This is a genomic window from Pseudomonas sp. F220 (genome assembly GCF_057813935.1).
The window spans coordinates 1-17,387 of sequence record NZ_JBVASJ010000060.1 but is presented as its reverse complement, the minus strand read 5'-3'; the positions used below and the strand labels follow the sequence as shown (position 1 = coordinate 17,387).

The window sequence follows — 17,387 nt, the reverse complement described above, 5'->3', positions numbered from 1 at the left end:
CGTGACCGGCTGTTTCGGAACAGGCGGAAAATCGGTCACGTTGTTAGCGAAATGAGCGGTCACGCGTTAGCGAAATGGTCGGTCACGATGTACCGAAACGGACGGTCACGATGGACCGAAATACGCACATTCTTGGCTGGCAATCAAGCGCGGGTGAAAGCTGAGCTGGGCATGCCAAGAATGACGAAAGCTACCAGCAAAGCTCACAAGTCGGCTCCCAAATAGCTCCCAAGCTAGCGACCAAATTTAAAGTGCTGGATGCCAAATCTCAGACGGCAAAATACACCAGAGTCGCTTAGACGCTAGTGACAGGGATGGGATTGGGAAGATGCAGCGGATTTTGAAGTGGTGCCCCGAGCCGGAATCGAACCGGCACGCCCTGCGGCGGCAGATTTTAAGTCTGATGTGTCTACCAATTTCACCATCGGGGCATGGGAAATGCAAAAGCAGGCGCTGATTTAACCCTAAAACAAAACCAGAATCAATCACTTAGGAAATGAGGCACCCCTTATGGCCATGAAAATCAATTTTACCAAGTCCGCATTGGACGACCTGACGTGCCCGTACGGCAAAGCCGACATCCTGGTGTACGACACGGAAATCAAAGGCCTGGCCATCCGGGTCACCAAAGCAGGCGGTAAAACCTTTTTTGTGGTGCGCAAATTCAAGGGCAGAGACCATCGAATCAAGCTCGACGCATACGACAAACGCACCACAAAGATTCCTCTGATAAGGGAAAAAGCCTTGTCGGTGTACACCAATCTGGAGGCGATGCTGAAGGAAAAAATCGTCAAATCCTTGTCCACATCGTCGCCAACCGGATCTCGCTAGATGAAGGGTTTCCGATGGTAAAGGACAGTAATGAGCGCAGCGTGAGCATGGACTCAGTCTCCGACATTGAGGATATGTACCAGCTCAGAAAAGCCCCAAGGCCGAAAGACACTTGGGGCGTAACGGGCACCCACGCTCAGCTCCAAGCCTCGATTCGTGACAACGGCCTCCCCCTCAAACACAAAATGATCGCCAAAATCGCAGGCGCAATCGAGCATACCAACTCGATCAGCGGCGACATGTTTGACTTCGTCAGCGCGCTCAGAAAGCAAAAAATATACCTGCATCTCACACTCAACGACGAAGGCCAACCCAAAGGCATCTCCTATGAATTTGACGGCAAATACATCAGCGGACGCCAGCTCAAACGCTCTCGCCTAACCTGGCAAAAGCTCATAACCCAAGAGGGGATATCGTATGACCCAGAAACTTTTTTTGAACTTCAGATCGAAATTGCTCGAAGAGATCAAGATGAACATCAAAGATCTGAACGACTCCGATATTTCTACCTCAACTTCGCAGGCGGCGCGCGGAGAATCCCAATCAAGATCAAATCAAATAACTGGCGCCTCGACCGGGACACACAAGAAATCCTGAAAGCCTTGGAAATCATGCTTGGCATCGACCTAACCTACAAAGGCGCCAGCAATAAGCCATCAAGACTGTATGTTGAGTACATCCCAGGCCAGCCCCTGAATCTCAACCGAAAAAGGCAACAGGAGTACGAGTTTGTTTCCCTGCATTTGTGACGCTAGGACTTTGGAGATTAAGGGCTTAGGGAAACTCCGAACAAGCCCCCAAACGTGCTGAAATACAGTCTCATCACCTGACCCGAGCCCTTCATGAGCCAGATGAGCTTTTCCGACTTCAAATACGCCGGCAAACGTAAGCAAACTCGTCGCGAACGGTTTCTCGCCGAGATGGATCAGGTTGTGCCCTGGAACGGTCTACTGAAGCTGATCGAACCGTATTACCCGAAGGCAGGCGGTGGTCGCAAACCCTATCCGCTGGACACCATGCTGCGCATTCATCTGTTGCAAAACTGGTTCTCCCTGAGCGACCCGGCGATGGAAGAGGCGCTGTATGAAATCACGCCCATGCGCCAGTTCGCGCGCCGATCCCTGAGCGCGCCGATCCCCGAAGACACTACGATCATGAACTTTCGGCACCTGCTGGAAAAGCATAAGTTGGCCCCTGCGATCCTCGCTGTCATCAACGGCTATTTGCAGGAAAAAGGCCTTTCTCTACGCCAAGGCACCATCGTCGATGCGACGATCATTCACGCGCCCAGCTCGACAAAAAACGAGGACGGTAAACGCGATCCAGAGATGCACCAAACCAAAAAAGGTAACCAGTATTTCTTTGGAATGAAGGCCCATATCAGTGCCGACGTTGAGTCTGGGCTGGTTCACCACGTTCACGGCACGGCGGCGAATGTAGCCGATGTCACCCAGCTTGCAGAACTACTTCACGGCGAGGAAAACGCGGTCTATACCAATGCGGGCTACACCGGTGTCGAAAAGCGCGAAGAGCATAAGAGTCGCGAGGTGGTTTGGCAGATTGCAGCTCGGCGCAGCACCTACTCCAGGCTGAGTCAGCGCAGCGTATTTTATAAAGTCAAGCGCAAAATTGAGTGCCTCAAAGCCCAGACGCGGGCCAAGGTTGAACATCCATTTTGGGGGATCAAGCGTCAATTTGGTTATGTGAAAGTGCGTTTTTGCGGACTGATGAAGAACACCGCTCAGCTAACCACGCTGTTCGCTCTATCAAACCTGTGGATGGCTCGAAAACAGCTGATGGGTATGGGCGAGTTACGCGTGTAACACGGAGAAATGGGCTGACAAGCCCAACCAATCGTTGCACACAGGGCGTTTCGCGATAGTTAGCGCTGATCGTCGTGGTTTTTTTCAACTTGCCGCGCAGATGCGGCAAGTTGATCGGAGCTGCCCTAGGCCGATAATACCACCACCAAACAGCCAACCCCCATCACCGTGCCTCATATGATTGGTCCTTGCGTCTCACGCTTAGTGAGCAGACTGTTGCCGAGTTGCCGCCAACTCGATCTCTCGAATGCATATGCTCTGTTGTTCATGGCCATCTGAACACCACTCTGAGTCAGGGACGTCCTCGATGCTCGGGATAGAAGCGCAGGGATACACCACTCACAATGATCGCGGCACACAGGTACCAGGCGGGAACCAGTGGATTGCCCGTCACCGCAATCAACCACGTCACCAACAGCGGAGAAAACCCACCAAATAACGTCACGCCAAAGCTGTAAATGATCGAAACACCTGTTACCCGATCATCGCGGGAGAAAGCTTCCATCAGCAACGTCAACCCGGCACCGCTGCTGACGGCTACTGGCAAAATCAGTATCGATACTGCCAGCAGGCTGAGCAGTGTGCTTTGCTGATCGAGTAGCATGAACGCAGGGTACGCCAGCACCGCGTGCAAGCTACAGGACCAATACAGCAGCGGTTTACGCCTCGGCATCCGGTCAGCGAAACGCGAGGCCAAAGGCGGGATGACAACGAGCAATATGCAGGCAAACACCACCAGAAAAAAGGCAAGGCTGCTGGGGTAATGCAATATTCGGGTCAGGTACGTCGGCATGTAGAACACCACCATGTAGAAGCTCACCGTCGAACTCGCCATGATCAAAATGCCCAAACCCAAAGTACGAGCATGCCGACGCACAAAATCGCGAAACAGCATGGGGTTGTCGCGATTTTCATGGGTTTCATCCAGATGTTTACGGATGTACCACCCCACGGGACCAATCAATAGTCCTATGATGAACGGGACCCGCCAACCCCAACTGTACAGCACCTGTTCCGGCAACATCGTCGTCAGCACCAATCCGGAAAACGCTCCCAGCAGCGCGGCAATCCCCTGGCTTGCGCCCTGCCAACACACCATGTAGCAACGACTTTCGGTGCGACCGGACTCCATCATAAAAGCGGAAGCAGCGCCCACTTCACCGCCGGCGGAGAATCCCTGGAGCAGCCGCCCCAGCACCAGAAGTATGGTGGCCAAGCTGCCGATACTGGAATAAGTCGGAGTGAAGGCGATAATTCCCGTGCCCACCGTCATCAAAGCGATGGTCAGGGACAAAGCCTGTTTGCGCCCATAACAATCTGCGAACCGGCCAATCAGCACGGCTCCGAGCGGCCTCATGAGAAAACCCGCGGCGAAGGTCAACAACGCCATCATCAAGGAAGCCAAGGAAGAGTCTGCGGGAAAAAATAACTGACCAATTATAACGGCGAAAAAACTGTAGACCGTAAAGTCATATATCTCCAGGGTGTTACCCAAAGATGAGGCCAACACTACTCGGCGCACCTTGCCAGCCGCGTCGGGTTGAACGTATTCCAGCGATGATGACGGAATCGAAGCACTTTTCATAAACGTCCCTGTAAAGTGGTAGGCGAAAACACGCTGCCTCAAGGGCTCCGCCGGCATCGAGCAGTCAGTGGTCGCTGTAGCAAAACGACTTGGTGACCCTTCCCATGGCCCAGCCCTTCAACCCAACTGTCGGGAGCATGCCACCAACAAGAAAAAACTACCAGAGCGCTGCTACCTACCTCATTCGATTTCATCCGGTACAAGTCCAAGTGGTGTCTGGTCGAAAAAATTGGAGGAGCCTGATTCTGCACACATCCGCAGACCAAAAGGCAACCGCTGCACCCCCTCTGGCAACTCCAGCATCGCGATCTCCGGTGCCAAACAATTGCCTCCCGGATAGACATCCGCAGAAACCCAGCGCAATAGCATGGCGACCTCAACCCCGGGGGCGACCATGACCGGTAGCAATACCGGTCCGGGGTGCATTCCGTGCGGGACCCGGCGCTCAACAGATAATCGCCGTGTTGCCGCTGACCGAAAACTGACCCAGTAAAGGCTGTTCTGCCGACCGAAAACTGACCCAGGTGTTCAACTGCTTCTGCTCAATTTTTGAGCAGGAGAACACAGGGTGATCAGCATGGAAATGATGGGCAAAATTCGGAGGATGTATTTTCGCGACAAGCTGTCGCTGCATCAGATAGCCAAGCGCACCGGGCTGTCGAGAAACACCATCCGAAAATGGGTCAGAGCACCCGAAGCAACTCAGCCGGCGTACCTACCAGCGCTGCGCAGCCGTCAACAAACTCAGTCCGTTTCACCAGACGCTGGAGCAGGCGCTCAAGGCCGATTCGTTTCGGGCAAAGCACAATCGCAGGAGCGCCAAAGCACTCTTTGAGCTGATCAAGGCTGACGGTTACGACGGCGGCTACAGCCAGCTCACAGCCTTCATACGCTCGTGGCACGGCGAGCAAGGCAAATCCTTACGTGCCTTTGTACCGTTGACGTTCGCACTCGGCGAGGCCTTTCAGTTCGACTGGAGCGAGGAAGGCTTGCTGATCGGCGGCCTGTTTCGACGCATTCAAGTCTCGCATATGAAGCTGTGCGCCAGTCGCGCATTTTGGTTGGTTGCATACCCCAGCCAAGGCCACGAGATGTTGTTCGATGCCAATACCCGCTCGTTTGGCGCGTTAGGTGGGGTGCCGCGTCGCGGCATCTACGACAACATGAAGACCGCTGTCGACAAGGTGAACAAGGGTAAGGGCCGCACGGTCAATGCTCGGTTTGCCGTGATGTGTGCGCACTATTTGTTTGATCCGGATTTCTGCAACGTCGCCTCGAGCTGGGAAAAAGGCATCGTCGAAAAGAACGTCCAAGACAGCCGGCGACGCATCTGGCTCGATGCTCAAGATTGCATGTTCCACACCTTCGAAGAACTGAATGTCTGGCTCGGACAACGCTGTCGTGCGCTCTGGAGCGAGCTGCTGCACCCGCAGTACAAAGGGCTGACGGTGGCGGACGTCCTGGAACTGGAACGGGTGGAAATGATGCCAATGCCCACTGCCTTTGACGGCTATGTCGAACACACCGTGCGGGTCTCCAGCACCTGTCTGATTAGCGTGGCGCGAAATCGCTACTCGGTGCCTTGTGAGCGGGTCGGTCAGTGGGTCAGCAGCCGTCTGTATCCCTCTCGGGTGGTGGTCATCGCCGATGAAACGATGATTGCCAGTCACGAACGCCTCTTTGATCGAGATCAGCTCAGTTTTGATTGGCAACATTACATCCCGCTTATCGAACGCAAGCCCGGAGCGCTGCGAAATGGCACTCCATTTGCCGATCTGCCGAAGCCGTTACTGCTTCTCAAGCGCGGCCTGAGACGGCACACCAATGGTGATCGAGTCATGGCGCAGGTACTGGCAGCTGTTCCCATCGCCGGGATCGATGCCGTGTTGGTGGCTGTGGAGTTGGTACTTGAATCAGGCAGCTTGAGCGCTGACCACATCCTGAATGTCCTGGCTCGACTGACATCGACAGCAGCACCTCCGTCCGCCGAGACCAGCCTTCAACTCAAGGTAGCTCCTGTCGCCAACACGGCGCGCTACGACCGACTCCGTACCACCGATGAGGAGCCTCGCAATGCGTGATCTTATGGCGGAACTCAAAGAACTGCGTCTGCATGGCATGGCCAGCGCCTGGGAGGAACTGGCTTCCCAAGGAGAAGCCTCGACGGCGTCGTCAAAATGGCTGCTCGAACATCTGCTTCAACAGGAACATGCAGATCGCGCCGTACGGTCTGTGAATCATCAAATGAACATGGCCAAACTCCCCATGCATCGTGATTTGGCAGGCTTCGACTTCAGCGCTTCCAGCGCAGACGCCCGCTTGGTCAGGGATCTGTCCAGCTTGAAGTTCACCGATACCGCGCAGAATGTCGTGTTCATCGGCGGGCCTGGAACAGGCAAAACACACCTGGCCACCGCCTTGGCCGTGTCCGGGATCTCAACGCATAACAAACGCGTGCGCTTCTACTCCACGGTGGATCTGGTCAATTTGCTGGAGCGCGAAATATACGAGGGTAAGGCAGTCCGAATCGCTCAAGGGCTGCGTCGCACAGACCTGGTGATACTCGATGAACTGGGGTATTTGCCCTTCAGCCAGAATGGTGGTGCCCTGTTATTTCATCTGCTGTCCAAGCTATACGAGCACACCAGTGTGGTCATCACGACCAACCTCAGTTTCTCGAAATGGTCGAGTGTGTTCGGCGACGCCAAGATGACCACGGCGTTGCTGGATCGGCTGACACACCACTACCATATCGTCGAAACAGGCAACGAGTCCTACCGCCTGCAACACAGCAGCTTGGTCGCCCAGACAAAGATCAAATCACGTGAGCGAAAGCGCAAGGACGATGACGGTGCAGAGGACGATGAACCGTTTTGATCTACACCGGGAATACCCTGCCGCATGCCTGCATGCGGTGGGGCTTAGTGCCGATGTCAGTGGAACGCTGCTGCTAAGCTTATCCACAATTGCTGATGCAAAAATCAGCAATCCGCCCTAGGTCAGTTTTCAATCGGCAGGGTGGGTCAGTTAATGAGATGGTCACCCCCGGTACCCTGCGAGGGCTACGCTTTCGCAGGGTATTTTGTCATTGGAGGCCATCGTCATGAGCGAGTCAACGCTGATTGGTATCGATCTCGGCAAACACAGTTTTCACCTGCACGGCCAGGATAAAGTAGGTCGAGAGGTATTTCACAAGAAGCTCTCACGCGAGCAAATGACGCGCTTCTTTGGCAACCTACCGGCCTGCACCGTGGTGATGGAGGCCTGTGCCGGAGTGCATTTTGTCGCTCGCCAGCTGATGGCCATGGGGCATCAGGCCAAGCTAATTTCCCCGCAATTCGTCCGCCCCTTCGTCAAAAGCAACAAAAACGATTTCGTCGATGCCGAAGCCATTTGCGAAGCCGCCTCGCGTCCTTCGATGCGCTTCGTTTCACCTAAAACCGAAGGACAGCAAACCCTTTCCGTTCTGCGCCGCCTGCGTGAATCACTGGTACGCGACCGCACCAAAGCGGTCAACCAGATGCACGGTTTTCTGCTGGAGTTCGGCATCAGCTTGCCCAAGGGACTGGCGATCATGAAGCGCTTGGCAAGTGTTTTGGCCGAGCATGAGTTGCCCGTTCGGCTGACGGTGTTGTTGCAGCGCCTGCACGACCATTTCGTTTATCTGGATGAGCAGATCAAGGAGTTGGATAAAGAGCTGGAGGGCCAACTGGCCGACGATGATCTGGGGCGTCGTTTGCTGAGCATGCCGTGTATCGGCCCGATCACCGCCAGCCTGCTGGCTATCGAAATGGGTGATGGTCAACAGTACAAATGCAGTCGCGATTTCGCCGCCTCCGTGGGCCTGGTGCCCAGGCAGTACAGCACCGGCGGCAAGACCAATCTGCTGGGGATTAGTAAGCGCGGTGACAAGAACCTCAGACGACTGTTGGTTCTGTGCGCTAGGGTCTACATGCAACGATTGGAGTATCAGCATGGAGCACTGGCCAACTGGGTTCGTTCATTGCTCGGCCGACGACACTCCAATGTGGTGGCCTGTGCCTTGGCCAACAAACTAGCGCGCATCGCCTGGGCAATAGCGACCCGGCATACTGAGTTTGACGCAGGGACAGACGCCTTGAGCGCCTGACTCTGCGGTTGTTGCAGTACCACGCTTCACCCTTCAGGTTTGCGATAGCTGAACAACGAATGACGTGAACGGCCTACCGACCTGGCGAAGAACCTGCGATTGAAAAAGGCTTTTAGAAGCCGCTCAGTTTTTCAGGATCGTCAGGCGCGATTCTCATCGTGGCGCGGGGCCTGCCCCAGATAGACGCCGGATAGATTTAAGCAAGCCAACCACTGCGCCCGTTAATCAGTATTGCAAAAATGGGGGTGACCATAGATTTCAATCAGCGCCAACAATCGCCGACCTCCAGCCCCTTCAAACGCCAACGTAGGCAGGGCGTCGAGCTGGCAGGTACGAGTTCCTTTATTACGCAAAACCAGGAGAATGCCACGTTGTGACATACCGTCAAACAGACCATCACGGTCATCGAAGCGAGCCTCCAACTGATGGACTTGACACTTATGGGTATACGCTGCATATACGGGGGCAGACAGCACTATAGCCGTCAGCAGCCCCACCATTGGCCAGGCGCATAATCGCGATAACGTTTTCATTTTATCCCCCAATAAGGTCGCCCAGCACTGCCATCTATTAACAGGTAGAGAAAAATCAGCCTGGAACGGCCTCACCTTCCAGGCTGATATGATTTTTACTTATTAGTTAGTGATATGTGTCGCCCAGTCGATATGCACAAAAACATCCATATACGCTGGCAGCGTTTCGTCCTTCGGCTTCTCCGCGCCGAACGTCACTGTTGATCCCTGCGCACCCAGCGGCGAAACAGCAATATTCAATGGCGTACGCATGGCACCACTCTGACTATCGAACATCAAAATAGACACTTCGCCGGTTTTTGTGGTGAACGCTTTCGAGACCGCTTTGTTGCCCTGAACATCCATTGACTCTTCTTTGCCATCAATATTCAGTTTTGCGGTTCTCACCCATTTCTCGTTGTTAATCAGCGTCACTGTGAACTGAGTGTTGACGGGAATTGGAAGCCAGCGTGGACTTGTATCACCCGCCGTGTTGTTACCGCCGGCTGGTTGTACGCCGGAACCGATAGGGACGCCGCCGTTGTCAGTCGTGCCGCCTACTGGTTGTACGCCGGCGCCGATAGGGACACCGCCATTGTTAGTTTTGCCGCCCCCAATAGGGACGCCGCCGCCAACCGTGATACCACCGTTGTCAGTTGTGCCGCCTCCGATAGGGACACCGCCGCCAACGGTAATGGTCGGATTTTTCACGTCATCGGGACATGGATCTTGCGCTACCAGACTAAATCTCCAGTAACCCGTATTTTCTTTTCGGTTAACGTCAACCGATGTGTATACAAAATACTTTTCATTAGGATTATTGTCTTCATAAGCTGTACTAAGAAAGCTGGTGCCGGGTTGATATTGATTGATAAGGGAAACAGGATCATTTTCTCTGATTTTCGCGTCTGGAGAATTAGTCTTCAGAATGATTTTCCAGTTAAGCGCGGGGGCTGTAGCTGGATCAAGAAGAGAGGTATTTACTCTATACAGTACTCCCGCCAGATTGACATCTCCATACACAGCGAGCAAGCCACCATCACATTCGTTCAAGCCTTTTAGCAGTATAATGTCATTATTCTGTATTTCTGTACCCAGGGGCTTACCTTGACCGGAGAGGACGCGCCACATACCAACTGCGCTTTTCAAGATTTTTTCACCGCGTAGAGTCGGAGAGTCTACCGTGATGGTGTTAAACTTTGAATAAGGCGTAGTATCAGGCGTGGACGTGGCTAAAAAGCCACCCTCCCAGCCCCCGTTGCGATAGTTGTTTTGCAGTGCAATAGCATCGCCGTATTTTATTGTATTATTCATTATCAGCAGCTCCATTGATGATGTTATATCGACTGAGTTAACTCTGACCGGGTAAAGTTCTATCGACTATGACCATTGATAACCTCGTCGCGACTACGAATATAATCCGTCCGCGACTTGTTTATAGGAAACACTATTTCAATGCTGACCAGCTCCTCACGCTGTCTCATATAATTAATCCATTTATCTCATCGATTGATCGCTGCGCCGCTTGCAAGAGCGACCTCCGGCCGAGCACCAGGTTGCAACGGTGCAATTCACGCACCTCACCGTGCCGCAGCCGATCAATTAGCACCATGCCCGCAACTGTTCTGCCATCTCCCGGAGCCACTCCTGGAGCCCGCCCCTTTCACGCGCCGAGACGCCAGGAACAATAGATGAGGTGTCAGAGGGAGCAACCTCGTAGATTTCGAGACAACGTATTTCGGGAGGTTATTTAGCTCTATTATTTTCGAGGAATAGAGCCATGCTGGTCATCAACCGAACGCAAGGGAAACTCTGAAAAAGACTTCCAGATTTGGTGAAATAGCCGCCTGATCCGAACACGATGGTTGAGCCCCGATGAAACAAATGTCCTTCGCCGATGCCGAGTATGCCGGCAAACGTAAGCAGACCCGCCGCGAGCGCTTCCTGATCGAGATGGATCAGGTCGTGCCCTGGAAGGGTTTGATTGCCTTGATCGAGCTGCATTATCCGAAGGGCGAAGGTGGTCGTCCGGCGTATCCGTTGATGGCCATGTTGCGGGTTCATCTGATGCAGAACTGGTTCGGCGACAGCGATCCGGCGATGGAAGAGGCCCTTTACGAGACCACGATTCTGCGCCAGTTTTCCGGGCTGCATCTGGATCGGATTCCCGATGAAACGACAATCCTCAATTTTCGGCGCCTGCTGGAAAAACATGAGTTGGCGGGCGGGATTTTGCAAGTCATCAACGGCTATCTCAGCGACCGTGGCCTGATGTTGCGTCAAGGCACCGTGGTTGATGCGACGATCATTCATGCGCCGAGTTCGACCAAGAACAAGGACGGCAAGCGCGACCCGGAAATGCATCAGACGAAGAAAGGAAATCAGTACTTTTTTGGTATGAAAGCGCACATCGGCGTCGATGCCGAATCCGGCCTGGTGCACAGCCTGGTGGGCACGGCGGCGAATGTGGCGGATGTGACGCAGGTCGATCAGTTGCTGCACGGCGAGGAAACTTATGTGTGCGGTGATGCGGGTTACACCGGAGTAGACAAGCGGCCGGAGCATCAGGAACGCAAGATGATCTGGTCAATTGCCGCGCGTCCAAGCAGCTATAAAAAGCACGCGAAAAAGAGCTTGATCGGGCGCATGCGACACAAGATCGAATACGCCAAAGCGCAAGTGCGGGCCAAGGTGGAACATCCCTTTCGCGTGATCAAGCGCCAGTTTGGCTACACGAAAGTACGCTTTCGTGGCTTGTCGAAAAACATCGCTCAACAGACAACCTTGTTCGCCTTGTCGAACCTGTGGATGGTGCGAAAGCGGTTGTTGAATGCGGGAGAGGTGCGTCTGTAATGCGGGCTGATCACCCTGGAGCACAGCGATCAGAGGAAAAACCATGAGTTAAAAACAGGAAAGGTCTGTTTTCGACCGACTCAGCATTTTTTGAACCTCAGGCAGCGAGGGCATCAAAAACCGGTGGGTACTTCAGACCTTCCTTAAGAACAGGAAAGGTCTGATTTTCCACCAGACCAGCGTTTTTGAACATCAACCAAGGAGGGCATCAAAAATCGCTGGCTACTTCAGACCTTCCCTAGGCTCTTGTTACGCATATATTCAGGTTGTTGCTATTTGAATATAAATATATTCCGGCTAACGGAACTCATCCCATCCGATACACACACAAACGACTCGGAACCGGATCCGGTCCATCCGCCGTTTTTCCCTGTGACCTTAAAGGAAAACACCCCATTTGTCGTTGTGGTGCAGGTCCCAGGCGCCGAAAGGCCTGTTTCTGTAGATACAGTCAATTCCTTCCCTGCCCCTCCATCATAGGAGCCGGACACCGTGTCGGAACAGTCTACACCCAATTGCACCGGCGCATAAGTGATCGTTAGCCCATACTGGAAGCACACTGTCGTAGGTAAGCTGCTTTTACCGTCGCATGTTGCGATAACAGCAAATTGCCCCTTCGAAAAGCTCGCAGCCTGCTGCATCGCGATTCCGTTATTAATCTCGCTATGCGAGCCATTGATTGAATTGCAGCTAACCAGATCATCAACCAACGAACCATCTGAGTTATCCGAAAAGGCTACTGTCCCTGCTTGGAGTTTTACGCCGGAGGTGTCAGTCACCGTTGCTGTAAACGCCACTTTCGGCTGATGCCAACCCGGTGTCGCTGGATTAGGATTTACGACAAGCTGGATGCTACCGGCTTCTGGCTTACGGAAATCGAGAGAAATAAAGCTCGGCGCCGCGTTGCCACTAGTCGCTTTGAGTTGAGGGGTGCCGGTCAATCCACTTGTCACATAGGTGATTGCTGCGCCATTCGCGGCAGTAACATTGGTTGGGCTAACAACGGCAGTTCCAGACGTTATACTGAACGTCACATTTGCATTCGGTATGACGCCATTTTGGGCATCATAAACGGTCGCCGTCACCATGATCTTATCCTGAGAATTGGCAAGAGCGTACGGCGGCTCCGATGTTAACCCAATGTGATCAGGGTCATGGGAAACCGCCGTAAATTGAATGATCATATTTTGCGGCACCACATCCGAACATTGCGCAGTCACCGTCGAGGTCCCCGCGTTGCCGCTTGTAACATTAGTCGTCGCTCGGCCAAGACCATTGGTACGCCCGCAGCCTGATGAGAGAGTCCCGCCCCCGGTTACAGAAAAGGTAACCTCAACATCTTTGATCGGCTTTTTCTGACTGTCGACCACCGTAGCCGTCACGACAACCACATCGCTAGCATCCGCGACTGCCGTTGCGGTCGGTGGCTGCAAGTCCAATTCGGCTGGAACCTGCGTAAAAAAGAACTCGGCCGTGGACTGCGTAACCGGTTGGTCTATCACTTGAGCGGACAATTCAACGAACGTGGCTCCGCTACTTGTGAACTCAACATCATCGGCAACACCATTAACTGCCACCTTGGTAAACGTTGCCCCCTTGTCACCGATTGTGCCACCGGTGCCAACAAAGACACAGCCGGCCGTCAAGATCGAAAACAACACGCTTGCGTCTTGTGGAACGCTCACAGGCAATGTTGCCTTGGCAATATCCGGCGTCTTTCCGTCAGCAGGTTGATTATCCCCGTACGCTCCGGAAGGCTCCAACACCACTTTCATTTGCAGAGCAACAGAATCTAGAACCATGCCTTTATCTCCCGTGTATGGCATACGACCTCGCCCCCTCTTTCTAGAACTCTTTTGCAACGTTGAAGAATTCTGGAGAAGAGAATGGCCTTTACTAATCCGACTTTCCTACCGACAACCGCTTAACTTTCTCTGATAACTCACGACACTCAAGCCGCAGCGAGTTCAACTCACCCGTCAACAGAGCAAGCATTACTTGACTCTGGGCCTCTAGCTTGGCGTTCAGTTGCAGTAATGTTACGGCGTCGTTGTCGTTGCTCCCCGGCGAGAGATTGACAATACGGCGCTGTATCCTGTCGCTTCCTACCGAGACCACTTCGGACATCGCCGCGCCCGAATCATCGAGAGTGGTCGAGAGAGCACCGATTGCAACCGAATTCATGCCAGTCGCGTTTGCCTTGTAGCCAATTGCAACAGCATTTGGAGCGCTTTCACCCACGAAAGCGTTGTAACCACACGCCATACCGTTCTCGCTCGCGACATGGCTACCGCAACCCATCGCCAAAGATTGTAGTTTTATCGTTGCAGCACCGTCCCCAACTACAACCGAACTATTTCCAGCAGCGCTCGAGTTCCGCCCCACTGTAGTATTACCACTTGCCTCGTCAAACCCCAGAATCTGATAATAGGCCGTTTGGATCCTGCCGGTAGTTGTGGCAACGATATCCGCACTTGTAATAACTCCACCAACACTTCTCTCTGTCGCAATGGGCAATACTGGCATGTAGAATTTCCTTAACGATCAAGTGGACAAACGAATACCATGTTGGACCAGCGACAGCAGTTCGACCACACTCGACTGCTATTTTTTCCGCAAAGAACCTTCGCCCTACATACCATTATCGCGCAACCACGCAGGCTCACCCCTCCGCGGCGTCTCATATATTTGATCCCGGCGTCTCAAAAGCACAGCATCATGATCGCCGAACGCCACGATGGTTTCGAAGATCAAAAAACCAAGGGTGCGCTGGAGGCGTTCCAGGCTTGGGGTACTCGGGAAACTCCATTGTTGAAGAACTTCCAAATATCGAATTCTAAAATAGATAGGGAGTGACTGGGCGCCGCCCTTCGTGACCGGATGCGACAAGTGGGTTGGGGTTATTCGATAGAGAAGGGTAGACCGGTTGGCGGTACGTAGGTCCATCGAATTCGAGGGTTTAATCGGCCCCTGCAAACGGTAGTCCCAGGTAGTACCACCGGCGAGACCGCTCTGCGAAGGGTCTGCCGCACCATAAGGTCCACCGGGGCCATAGCCGAACAAACGATACTGGTAGAGGCTGCCAGGGCTCGCAACATAGGCTGTGTCGAGTTTGAATGAGGTCGCCGACGCACTCCCGCCAACCTGTGCCACCGAGATGCCCTCCCCGGCATGAAACTTACTGTCATTAGCCGTATTGGTGTTCGCCCCGGTTCCGGTGGTGGTGATATGCAGTGTGGTGGTGCCCGTGGCATTACCACTGATCATCACTTTATCGGTGTTCGATGCCTGTGTTGCTCCGCCTGCGCCCAACTCGGTGTTCAGGCCAATAGTCCCGCCACCGGTATAGTCTCCGGCAACAGACAAGCTTTTGTATTGGGCCACACCGTCCTTGATTGTCGGGGCCGAGAACTGGATCACACCGTTGTTTGTCAACTGCTGCACATTGGAGTCGCCGGTCATGCTCCAAACCGCAGAGGCATCGGCCAGGGTCGCATTGACCTGCCCGCCGTTGCTCTGGGTGATCACGCCGTTCAACTCGGTGCCGCCCGACAGTTCGACATTCGCCACGGCGCCGGCAACGCTGGAGGTAATATCGCCATTAAGCAACGACGCATTCGCCTTGAACACGCTCGTGCCTGCCGAAGAAACCGTATAGACCCCGGCGCTCGTGCCATCGACCGACACGTGCTCCAGCGAGAGAGAAGCCCCCCCCCGGCCGCCGAAATGGCAACCCCGTTATTAGCATTTGAGATATGGCCGGCGCCAGCGCTCAGCTCGCCACCCGCCATAACCAGGCCGCCGGTAAGCTCGACCTCACCAACACTCAAGCCCCCCGCACCGTCTTTGGTGAATACGGCGTTGCCTCCGCGCGTCAACCCGTTGGCATCCTTGGTATAGGTTTTAATCGAGCCTAGTGTCGCTGTCACATTCGCATCGACAATGACACTGCCATTGTTGGAAACCTGTACCTCACGCTGTGACTGAAAATCGGTCGCGCCCTTCGAAATCTGTAAGTTCCCGCCCTGCAGGCGTACTTCACGCTCTGCCGTCGAATCACCCAGGTTGGCGTCTCGCGTGACTTGCAAGGTGCCGGCATCGATCTGTGTATTGCCTACATAGGTGTTGTCGGCCGTCACCGTCGAGGTACCCGCCCCTTTTTTGACGACGTACACCCCCGCCCCATTATGCGAGGAATCGCCACCAATCTGATAACCGACAGTGCCGTTGGCAATATCGATATTGTCGTTGGAGCCGATCACCCCGCCGGTGCCACCAGGGGTGTACTGGAGTTTGATATTGCCCCAGTCCGCCGCAGTCTCCGGGTGATCCGGATCAAAAAACGCGGAGGTACCCGACAGATCCAGCCAGCCGTTACCGATATTGAACGTTTTGTTGAATGCACTCGAATCGGTCAGCCTGGTTATCTGCAGAACACCGCCATTGAGGTAGCTGTCCTTGATCCCGCCCCACGCGGCATCGCCTTGCATCACCTGAGTGTTGCCGCCCGATTTGTATAGATCCGCCGAACCCGTTGTAGTGCCGCCGAATATGTAAGTGCCTGCCGCTGTCGCCTCATCACTACCCAGGTTGAGGCGGGTCAGCGTGCCATCCATAACAACCTGCCCGCCACTACTCAACGCCCCGATGGTCAGCGCCGTACCCGTAGCGTGGAGAGTGCCCACGGGGTTCGCGTCAGCCGCACCATCGAGCTGCACAATCGAATTCGCCGCCGAGGCGCTACCGTTGAAAATTTGCCCTGTCGAACCTATGGATGATGCGAAAACGGCTACTGGTTGCGGGAGAGGTGCGGCTGTGATGCGGGTAGAACGCCTGGAAAAGGCGTTGTTCGAGGGTGAAACGATGAATTAAGAACAGGAAAGGTCTGATTTTCCACCAGACCAGCGTTTTTTGAACATCAACCAAGGAGGGCATCAAAAATCGCTGGCTACTTCAGACCTTCCCGAGACGCTTTAAGTACGCCCAGGCGTGAGGTTTACATTTAGTCACTCCAACAAAGGAGAGCCCAGCTTAGTGCAGCGTGATTATGATAGGCGAAGGCTGTTTCAAATTGACCCCCTTGGTGCCAAGAGCCGAACAGTCTTGTCCATTACAAGTTGCGGATGCAACCGAAGGGGATGCCTCAATTTTTGTATACCAACCATCAGATTTACTATGATTGAATGTAATATTCGCCGAGGTCGCATCTCCGCTATAATTTGCCGCGGCCCAATTAACCTGTTTATAACCGTTCACGCAGCCCAGGCCGCTGTTCTTATCCTTCAGCGTTATCGGCCCATAAGTTTTACCGGGCGGCACAGTGTACAAGTCGAGCGTATGCGGCTCCGACATGCATGTGTAGTGAAGCATTTTCACATATTTTGTTACACTGGTATCGTTCTTGAAAGACACTTGATAGTCTTCTTCCGCCAATACTTGCGATGACACGGCCATAGCGACCAGTGCCAGCAGCGTCGCTGCCACAATTGTCTGCTTCATACAACCTCGGAGTTTGAAATTCCCCCCACCTAGTGTCCTGAGCGGTTAATTCAATAACTTATTCTTTATCGCCCCCAGCTTTGCTTTGTTTACAGAGCTGATGATTGATTCAGCCGTCTTATTCCACCTGAAGGGCTTGGCTGAAAGGTCATTGT

Annotated in this window: 15 protein-coding genes, 1 tRNA gene and 1 pseudogene; 7 read left to right on the top strand and 10 right to left on the bottom strand. The window is 53.8% G+C overall.

All coding sequences use genetic code 11. The features are described 5' to 3' along the window. Positions 1–346: 346 nt before the first annotated feature. A tRNA-Leu gene (locus ACZYSM_RS27960) sits at positions 347–431 on the bottom strand. A 79-nt stretch (positions 432–510) separates the two neighbouring features. Here ACZYSM_RS27960 and ACZYSM_RS27955 point away from each other — a divergent pair. The 3 genes from ACZYSM_RS27955 to ACZYSM_RS27945 all read left to right on the top strand — a co-directional run bounded on the left by ACZYSM_RS27955 (position 511) and on the right by ACZYSM_RS27945 (position 2,654). Next, positions 511–831, top strand: a complete 321-nt coding sequence (locus ACZYSM_RS27955) for a hypothetical protein (protein WP_489076733.1) — start codon at positions 511–513, stop codon at positions 829–831. Between the two features lie 41 nt (positions 832–872). Next, positions 873–1,580, top strand: coding sequence for a hypothetical protein (locus tag ACZYSM_RS27950; protein ID WP_489076731.1), 708 nt, complete (start codon positions 873–875; stop codon positions 1,578–1,580). A gap of 93 nt (positions 1,581–1,673) precedes the next feature. Continuing rightward, positions 1,674–2,654 carry an IS5 family transposase gene (locus ACZYSM_RS27945; protein WP_489076729.1) on the top strand — a complete coding sequence of 327 codons (981 nt, stop codon included), beginning with the start codon at positions 1,674–1,676 and terminating at the stop codon, positions 2,652–2,654. Positions 2,655–2,946: 292 nt separating this feature from the next. Here ACZYSM_RS27945 and ACZYSM_RS27940 read toward each other — a convergent pair whose 3' ends face one another. Together ACZYSM_RS27940 and ACZYSM_RS27935 are read right to left on the bottom strand one after the other, a co-directional pair. After that, the gene (locus ACZYSM_RS27940; protein WP_489076727.1) at positions 2,947–4,296 is read right to left on the bottom strand and encodes an MFS transporter; all 1,350 of its coding nucleotides are present in this window, start codon (positions 4,294–4,296) and stop codon (positions 2,947–2,949) included. Positions 4,297–4,419: 123 nt separating this feature from the next. Continuing rightward, complete coding sequence (locus ACZYSM_RS27935; protein ID WP_489076725.1) at positions 4,420–4,608, bottom strand: hypothetical protein; 189 nt, start codon at positions 4,606–4,608, stop codon at positions 4,420–4,422. A 208-nt stretch (positions 4,609–4,816) separates the two neighbouring features. Between ACZYSM_RS27935 and istA the strand changes: the two are divergent. The 3 genes and pseudogenes from istA (at position 4,817) to ACZYSM_RS27920 (ending at position 8,368) form a co-directional block, all read left to right on the top strand. Then, positions 4,817–6,320 (top strand): annotated as a pseudogene (gene istA, locus ACZYSM_RS27930) (IS21 family transposase). Then, the gene (istB, locus tag ACZYSM_RS27925; protein WP_489076723.1) at positions 6,313–7,116 is read left to right on the top strand and encodes an IS21-like element helper ATPase IstB; all 804 of its coding nucleotides are present in this window, start codon (positions 6,313–6,315) and stop codon (positions 7,114–7,116) included. Before istA ends, istB begins: the two are co-directional and overlap by 8 nt. A gap of 226 nt (positions 7,117–7,342) precedes the next feature. Then, positions 7,343–8,368 carry an IS110 family RNA-guided transposase gene (locus ACZYSM_RS27920; RefSeq protein ID WP_489076721.1) on the top strand — a complete coding sequence of 342 codons (1,026 nt, stop codon included), beginning with the start codon at positions 7,343–7,345 and terminating at the stop codon, positions 8,366–8,368. Between the two features lie 221 nt (positions 8,369–8,589). On the opposite strand, the gene ACZYSM_RS27915 is transcribed toward ACZYSM_RS27920, so the two are convergent. Together ACZYSM_RS27915 and ACZYSM_RS27910 are read right to left on the bottom strand one after the other, a co-directional pair. Further along, the gene (locus ACZYSM_RS27915) at positions 8,590–8,868 is read right to left on the bottom strand and encodes a DUF4232 domain-containing protein (protein WP_489076735.1); all 279 of its coding nucleotides are present in this window, start codon (positions 8,866–8,868) and stop codon (positions 8,590–8,592) included. Positions 8,869–9,003: 135 nt separating this feature from the next. Continuing rightward, complete coding sequence (locus ACZYSM_RS27910) at positions 9,004–10,194, bottom strand: hypothetical protein (RefSeq protein ID WP_489076719.1); 1,191 nt, start codon at positions 10,192–10,194, stop codon at positions 9,004–9,006. A gap of 561 nt (positions 10,195–10,755) precedes the next feature. On the opposite strand from ACZYSM_RS27910, the gene ACZYSM_RS27905 reads away from it, so the two are divergent. Continuing rightward, a complete protein-coding gene (locus ACZYSM_RS27905) occupies positions 10,756–11,733 on the top strand; it encodes an IS5 family transposase (RefSeq protein WP_489076717.1) in 978 nt (325 codons plus the stop codon). Positions 11,734–12,005: 272 nt separating this feature from the next. Here ACZYSM_RS27905 and ACZYSM_RS27900 read toward each other — a convergent pair whose 3' ends face one another. The 5 genes from ACZYSM_RS27900 to ACZYSM_RS27880 form a co-directional block, all read right to left on the bottom strand. Then, positions 12,006–13,535: an Ig-like domain-containing protein gene (locus ACZYSM_RS27900; protein ID WP_489076715.1), complete on the bottom strand. Its 1,530-nt coding sequence runs from the start codon at positions 13,533–13,535 to the stop codon at positions 12,006–12,008. 94 nt (positions 13,536–13,629) lie between these two features. Next, on the bottom strand, positions 13,630–14,259 hold the full coding sequence (locus ACZYSM_RS27895) for a hypothetical protein (RefSeq protein WP_489076713.1): 630 nt from the start codon (positions 14,257–14,259) through the stop codon (positions 13,630–13,632). A gap of 105 nt (positions 14,260–14,364) precedes the next feature. Continuing rightward, positions 14,365–15,363, bottom strand: a complete 999-nt coding sequence (locus ACZYSM_RS27890) for an autotransporter outer membrane beta-barrel domain-containing protein (RefSeq protein WP_489076711.1) — start codon at positions 15,361–15,363, stop codon at positions 14,365–14,367. Continuing rightward, positions 15,267–16,349, bottom strand: coding sequence for an autotransporter-associated beta strand repeat-containing protein (locus ACZYSM_RS27885; protein WP_489076709.1), 1,083 nt, complete (start codon positions 16,347–16,349; stop codon positions 15,267–15,269). The genes ACZYSM_RS27890 and ACZYSM_RS27885 overlap by 97 nt, the downstream gene beginning before the upstream one ends. A 415-nt stretch (positions 16,350–16,764) precedes the next feature. Beyond that, entirely contained in the window at positions 16,765–17,232 is a 468-nt protein-coding gene (locus ACZYSM_RS27880) for a hypothetical protein (RefSeq protein ID WP_489076707.1), read from the bottom strand. Between the last annotated feature and the right edge of the window lie 155 nt (positions 17,233–17,387).